The 5,988-nt window shown below is 63.6% G+C and carries 5 protein-coding genes and 1 pseudogene; 1 reads left to right on the forward strand and 5 read right to left on the reverse strand.

Annotated features, from left to right (window positions below):
- Positions 1-170: 170 nt before the first annotated feature.
- The 5 genes from recA to dapA form a co-directional block, all read right to left on the reverse strand.
- Positions 171-1,244 carry a recombinase RecA gene (gene recA, locus ACESL8_RS03490; RefSeq protein ID WP_372916002.1) on the reverse strand — a complete coding sequence of 358 codons (1,074 nt, stop codon included), beginning with the start codon at positions 1,242-1,244 and terminating at the stop codon, positions 171-173.
- Between the two features lie 110 nt (positions 1,245-1,354).
- On the reverse strand, positions 1,355-2,827 hold the full coding sequence (locus tag ACESL8_RS03495; protein ID WP_372916004.1) for a response regulator: 1,473 nt from the start codon (positions 2,825-2,827) through the stop codon (positions 1,355-1,357).
- Positions 2,828-2,939: 112 nt separating this feature from the next.
- Positions 2,940-3,605 (reverse strand): sulfite oxidase-like oxidoreductase, encoded by a 666-nt coding sequence (locus tag ACESL8_RS03500; protein WP_372916007.1) that lies wholly within the window; start codon positions 3,603-3,605, stop codon positions 2,940-2,942.
- On the reverse strand, positions 3,605-4,087 hold the full coding sequence (gene smpB / locus ACESL8_RS03505; RefSeq protein ID WP_372916009.1) for an SsrA-binding protein SmpB: 483 nt from the start codon (positions 4,085-4,087) through the stop codon (positions 3,605-3,607). The genes ACESL8_RS03500 and smpB overlap by 1 nt, the downstream gene beginning before the upstream one ends.
- Complete coding sequence (gene dapA, locus ACESL8_RS03510; protein WP_372916011.1) at positions 4,087-4,983, reverse strand: 4-hydroxy-tetrahydrodipicolinate synthase; 897 nt, start codon at positions 4,981-4,983, stop codon at positions 4,087-4,089. Before dapA ends, smpB begins: the two co-directional genes overlap by 1 nt.
- 35 nt (positions 4,984-5,018) lie before the next feature.
- Here dapA and ACESL8_RS03515 point away from each other — a divergent pair.
- Positions 5,019-5,988, forward strand: a pseudogene (locus ACESL8_RS03515) (hypothetical protein); the annotation flags it as partial.

Consider the following 5,988-nt stretch of genomic DNA (forward strand, 5'->3'; position numbering starts at 1 on the left):
ACAATGTCCGTTGAAAGCTGGCGCAAGCGAGCCGGCATGGCAGGCCGCAAGACAGATGCCGCACTTGGCCAAGCCACGGCGCCGCGCCGGAAACGTTCGGACTTGATGCAAAAGGGGCGACCCATGATGAGCCGCCCCTTTCTCAATCAACGTCTGCGCGCAGACGAAACTCACACCTCGTCGTCACCGGCGTCGTCATCGGCAGACGGGCCGACCAACAGCGCGTCGGAAATGCCGGCGGCGTTGTCGCGAATGATCTTTTCGATCTTCGCCGTGATTTCAGGGTTTTCCTTCAGATACTTCTTGGAGTTCTCACGGCCCTGGCCGATGCGGACGCTGTCGTGACTGAACCAGGCACCGGACTTGTCGATGACGCCGGCCTTAACCCCCAGATCGAGAATTTCACCGATCTTGGAGATGCCTTCACCATACATGATGTCGAATTCGACCTGCTTGAAGGGCGGCGCCACCTTGTTCTTCACCACCTTCACCTTCGTGGTATTGCCCACGATATCATCACGATCCTTGATCTGGCCGGTCCGGCGGATGTCGAGACGAACGGACGCGTAGAATTTCAGCGCATTGCCGCCGGTGGTGGTTTCCGGATTGCCGTACATCACACCGATCTTCATGCGCAGCTGGTTGATGAAGATGACGATGCAGCGCGAACGGCTGATCGAACCAGTGAGCTTGCGCAGCGACTGCGACATCAGACGGGCCTGCAAGCCAACATGGCTATCGCCCATTTCGCCTTCGATTTCGGCTCGCGGTACCAGGGCAGCCACCGAATCGATCACCAGCACGTCGATGGCATTGGAACGCACCAGCGTATCGACGATTTCCAGCGCCTGTTCGCCGGTATCAGGCTGCGAGACGATCAGTTCATCGATATTGACGCCAAGTTTTTTGGCATAAACCGGATCGAGCGCGTGTTCCGCATCAACAAAAGCCGCAGTGCCGCCATTCCGCTGGGCTTCGGCAATGACGTGCAGCGCCAGCGTCGTTTTGCCCGAGCTTTCCGGGCCATAGATTTCCACGACACGGCCACGCGGCAGGCCACCGATGCCGAGCGCGATATCGAGACCGAGCGAGCCGGAAGAAATCGCCTCTATCTCCATCGCGTCGCGTTGGCCGAGTTTCATCACCGAGCCTTTGCCGAACGCACGATCGATTTGCGCCAGAGCCGCTTCCAGAGCTTTTTGCCGATCCATTCCCGATTCCACCACTTTAAGAGCAGATGCCATGACCCGTTCCCTTCCCTGAAGCCGCTATTGCACTTCGTCAACGCTTTTGATGTACACCAAGTGTTCTACATGAACAAGGGGGGAACAAAAGGCAATTGAATGCAGCCGGATCAGCTCCCCAGCGGCTTGGCTGTGACAATCGCGGAAACCAGTTCAGTAAGCGCGAAGGGTTTGGCAAGAAAGCGGATTCCGCGTGCATCGGCTTCGCGGTGGCGGGGCAGTTCAGCATAGCCCGACATCAGCACGATTCCCATTTTTGGCCACATGCGCGCTGCTTCGAAGGCCAGTTCGACGCCGTCGATGCCGGGCATCATCACATCCGAAACCAGCACGTCGAAGGTCTGTCCCTCGCGCAGGATGGACAAGGCCACCATGGCGTCCCCCGCGGTGGTGACCACGCAGCCCTGCCGTTCAAGCCCGCGCGCAAACACCGCCCGCACCGACGGTTCGTCCTCCACCAATAGCACGCGGCGGCCAGCAGCAACTGGTTCAGGCTTGGGCGACGCCGCCACACGTTGCGATGCAATTCTGGACGGCCTTGGCCGGCCCGGCAGGTACAGCGAGAAGGTGGTGCCGCGCCCGCCCGGCCCCGGCTTGGCAAAGATATAGCCATCGGACTGCTTCATGATGCCATAGACGGTGGACAGGCCAAGACCCGTGCCCTGCCCCAGCGGCTTGGTGGTGAAGAAAGGTTCGAAGATCTTGGCTGCGATTTCCGGAGCGATGCCGATGCCGGTATCGGTGATGTCGAGAGCGACGAAATCGATGGCTGGCATCATGCCGTGGCCCAGCGCCGTCACGTCGCGACGCGAAATATCGGCAATGGTGATCACCAGTCGGCCATTGCCCTCCATGGCGTCTCGGGCGTTCACCGCCAGGTTGACGATGACCTGTTCAAGCTGGCCCGGGTCGGCGCGCACGAAGAACTGGCCCGGCGGCGCGGCAATATCCAGCTCGATCGCCGGGCCAAGCAGCTTGACCAGCAGCGGCCGCAACCCCTGCGCCAGTTCGCGCACGCACAGCAATTGCCGGCGCTGCGGCTGTTGCCGGGCAAAGGCCAGCAATTGGCCCACCAGATTGGCGCCGCGCTGACCGTTGTGCAGGATTTCGGCAACCGCATCATTTTCCGGGCCGGGATCGGGGAAGCGATCAAGCAATTGTTCGGCATGGCCCAGAATGGCGGTGAGCAGATTGTTGAAGTCATGCGCCACCCCGCCAGCGAGCTGGCCCACGGCCTGCAGGCGGGTGACGGCAGCGACCTGGGCTTCCAGCCGCATTTGTTCACGAATGTCGCGCATGGCGATCAGCGCCGCGGCGCCAAAGCCCGGCGGGACGGGTATCACGTTGATATCGCGCACTTCATCAGGCCGTTCGGCCAGCGCCAGGCGCAGCGTATGGGGTTCGCCGCCGGCCAGCACATCGGCAACGGCGCGGGACAACATGGCGGCATCATCGCCCACCACCATCGCGTTCGGCCGCATGCCGGGGCGCCAGGTTTGGCCGGCGGTAACCTGCATGGCATCGTTGCCCGTCACGATTCGCCCCGAGGAATCGAGCAGGGCCAGCGCAATGGGAAGGTTCATCAGCAGCGTGCCAATCCATGGGCTGGAAAGCCCTTCGGCATAGGGTGCCGGCCAGGCGGAATGAACGGGCGCAAAGCTCATCCAGTCGTTTACGGCAGCGGGGGCGGCGGGTTCAGTTATAACGCTGCTCCGTCCAGGGATCGCCGTCGTTGTGATAGCCTCGCACTTCCCAGAAGCCGGGTTTATCCACGGCCAGAATTTCGATGCGGACCAGCCACTTGGCGGATTTCCAGAAATACCAGCGCGGGATGATTGCCCGCACTGGCCCGCCGTGTTCGCGGTTGAGCGGCACACCATCATGGGCATGGGCGATCAGGCAATCGTCGCCGGCAAAGCGGTCCAGGGTCACGTTGGTGGTATAGCCATCGGCGCCGTGCAACACTACAATGTTGGCGGCGGGCAACGGATTGACGACGCCGAGCAGGTGGCTGGTGGCCATTCCCGACCATCGGTTGTCAAAACGCGACCATTGGGTCACGCAATGGATGTCCGAAATACCCTCCACCTGCGGTTGGGTCTGGTAGGATTCCCAATTCCAGCAGATCGGATTGGCCACCGCGCCATCAACCTGCAATCGCCATTCAGACCGTTCGATATCCGGTTTCACGCCCAGATCGAGCACCGGCCAGTTGGTGACCAGCCGCTGGCCCGGCGGCAGGCGATTGGCGTGCTCCGCATCAGGCTGGCCGGTGATCAGGCGGCGGCTTTGCGCCCACGCCTGCTTGATGGCGATCAGCTTGTCGCGGATGCCGCCGGCCCTGCTGCCATCCTGCGTCATCAGCCGCGATCCCGCAGCAATCGCGCCTTGTCGCGCTGCCAGTCGCGATCCTTGGAGGTTTCGCGCTTGTCGTGCAGCTTCTTGCCCTTGCCCAGCGCCAGTTCAATCTTGGCGCGGCCGGTGCCGTTGAAATAGATCGTCAGCGGCACCAGCGTCATGCCCTGCCGGGTGACGGCGGTGTTCATCTTTTCGATTTGCCGCGCGTGCAGCAGCAGCTTGCGCGGCCGTTTGGGTTCGTGATTGAAGATGTTGCCGTGGCTGAACACCTGGATGGTGGCGTTGATCAGCCACATCTGGCCGTCCCTCACTTCGGCAAAGCTTTCGGCGATGCTGGCCTTGCCGACGCGCAGCGATTTCACTTCGGTGCCGGTCAGCATGATGCCGGCTTCCACCACATCCTCGATGAAATATTCAAACCGCGCTCGCCGGTTTTCAGCGACCGTCTTTACCTTCACGCCGATTTCGGGTTTGGGCCGTGCCATCACACCAGCCCGGCGTGAGCGAGCGCGGCATCAACAGCGGCCTTCGACGCTGCCGAAGGTCCGGTGATCGGCAACCGCACTTCGGTCGTCATGCGGCCCAGTCGGTGCAGTGCATATTTGGTCGGCCCCGGCGACGTATCGCTGAACAGCGCAGCATGCAGCGGTTGCAACCGATCATTGATGGCCAGCGCGGCGGCATAATCGCCCTTCAACGCCGCTTCCTGCAGCTGCGCGCACAGGCGCGGCGCCACGTTGGCCGTGACCGAAATCGCCCCTACCCCGCCCTGCGCATCAAAGCCCAGCGCCATGTCGTCGTTACCCGAAAGTTGAATGAAATCAGGCCCGCAGGCCAGGCGCTGTTGCGCCACACGGGCGATGTTGCCGGTGGCATCCTTCACCCCGATGATGCGCGGCAGCTGCGCCAGTTCGGCCATGGTCTCCACGCTCATGTCGGCGACGCTGCGGCCGGGGATGTTGTAGATGATGATGGGCAGCGTGGTCGCATCGTGCAGCGCGGTGAAATGCGCAATCAGGCCGGTTTGCGAAGGTTTGTTGTAATAGGGCACGACAATCAGCGCGGCATCGGCGCCCACCTTTTGCGCGTGCGCCAGGTGCGCCAGTGCGGTGCGGGTATCGTTGCTGCCGCACCCGGCGATCACCGGCACGCGCCCCGCCGCCACCGCAACACAGGCGGTGATCACGGCATAATGTTCTTCGTGGCTGAGTGTGGGCGATTCGCCCGTGGTGCCCACCGGCACCAGGCCGTGGCTGCCTTCGCCGATCTGCCATTCCACATGCGCAGCAAAGCCATCCAGATCCACCGCGCCGTTCTTGAACGGGGTCACCAGCGCCGGCATCGATCCTGTGAAACTGAGTCCATTCCCAAACGCGTTCATTGCCTGTTCCTCTACCGCGCCTTATCACGGGCGGCATGTACACCGTGCGCAATAGAAGCGGGTGGGCCGCCCTGTCCAGCATTGCCGTCGCGGCGGCGGTGTCGCTGGCCGCGCCGGTGCCGGCCCAATCCCTCGATGCCGCCACGATAGCCCGCTATCAGGCGCGGCTGGCAGACAATGAATCCGGCCGTTTTGCCCAGTTTGCCGGCGCGCCGCTCACTGGCGTGCAGGCCGTGCCGTTGCTGGATGAAGTGGTGACGTGGGACCGGCTGCGGCGCGAAACGTTCAAAGCCGGTTTTACTGATTATGCCGCCTTCCTGGCTGGCCACGCCGATTGGCCCGCGGCGGCCACCATCCGCCGGCTGGCCGAACGCAGCATCACCGACGACACGCCCGCCGATCAGATCGTGCGCCATTTCAGCCGGCTGCCGCCGCTTACGGCCGACGGCAAATGGCGACTGGCCGACGCGCTGGCCGCCACCGGACAAACCGCGGCAGCCGCCAATTGGGCGCGTGATGCCTGGGATTCTGCCGGGCTGGATGAAACACAGGAAGCTCGCCTGCTGGCGCGGTTCGGCGATCTGTTGCGCCCCGGCGATCACGCCAGCCGCATGGACCGGCTGTTGTGGGCCGATCGCATCACGCCGGCGGCCCGCATGCTGGCGCGGGTCGATACCGATACCCGCCTGTGGGCGCTGGCCCGCATCGCCATGAAGCGGGATGCCCCTGACCAGGCGGCGCGGCTGGGCGTAGTGCCAGGCCGCTTGCGGCGCGAGGCCGGGCTGGTGCTGGATGAGGCACGGTGGCTGATCCGGGCGGGCCGCGTTGCCGAAGGCTATGCCTTGCTGGCCGGGGGCGCAACGCCGCGCGTGGCCGGCGGGCCGTTGACGGTGGGGCTGGAAAGCTGGCTCAAGACGCGGCTCGACATCGGCCGGGCGCTGTGGCGAGCCGGCAATCCGACCAGCGCCCGCGCCGTGCTGGCCGGGCACGGATTGGATACCGCGC

Origin of the sequence: Sandarakinorhabdus sp. (assembly GCF_041689835.1) — a bacterium.
In the GTDB taxonomy this organism is placed as follows: Bacteria; Pseudomonadota; Alphaproteobacteria; order Sphingomonadales; family Sphingomonadaceae; genus Sandarakinorhabdus.

What these genes read in the sequence shown, in the direction of transcription:
- recA (WP_372916002.1), bottom strand. Translation starts at nt 1,244, where the DNA reads ATGGCATCTGCTCTTAAAGTGGTGGAATCGGGAATGGATCGGCAAAAA.
- ACESL8_RS03495 (WP_372916004.1), bottom strand. Translation starts at nt 2,827, where the DNA reads ATGAACCTTCCCATTGCGCTGGCCCTGCTCGATTCCTCGGGGCGAATC.
- ACESL8_RS03500 (WP_372916007.1), bottom strand. Translation starts at nt 3,605, where the DNA reads ATGACGCAGGATGGCAGCAGGGCCGGCGGCATCCGCGACAAGCTGATC.
- smpB (WP_372916009.1), bottom strand. Translation starts at nt 4,087, where the DNA reads ATGGCACGGCCCAAACCCGAAATCGGCGTGAAGGTAAAGACGGTCGCT.
- dapA (WP_372916011.1), bottom strand. Translation starts at nt 4,983, where the DNA reads ATGAACGCGTTTGGGAATGGACTCAGTTTCACAGGATCGATGCCGGCG.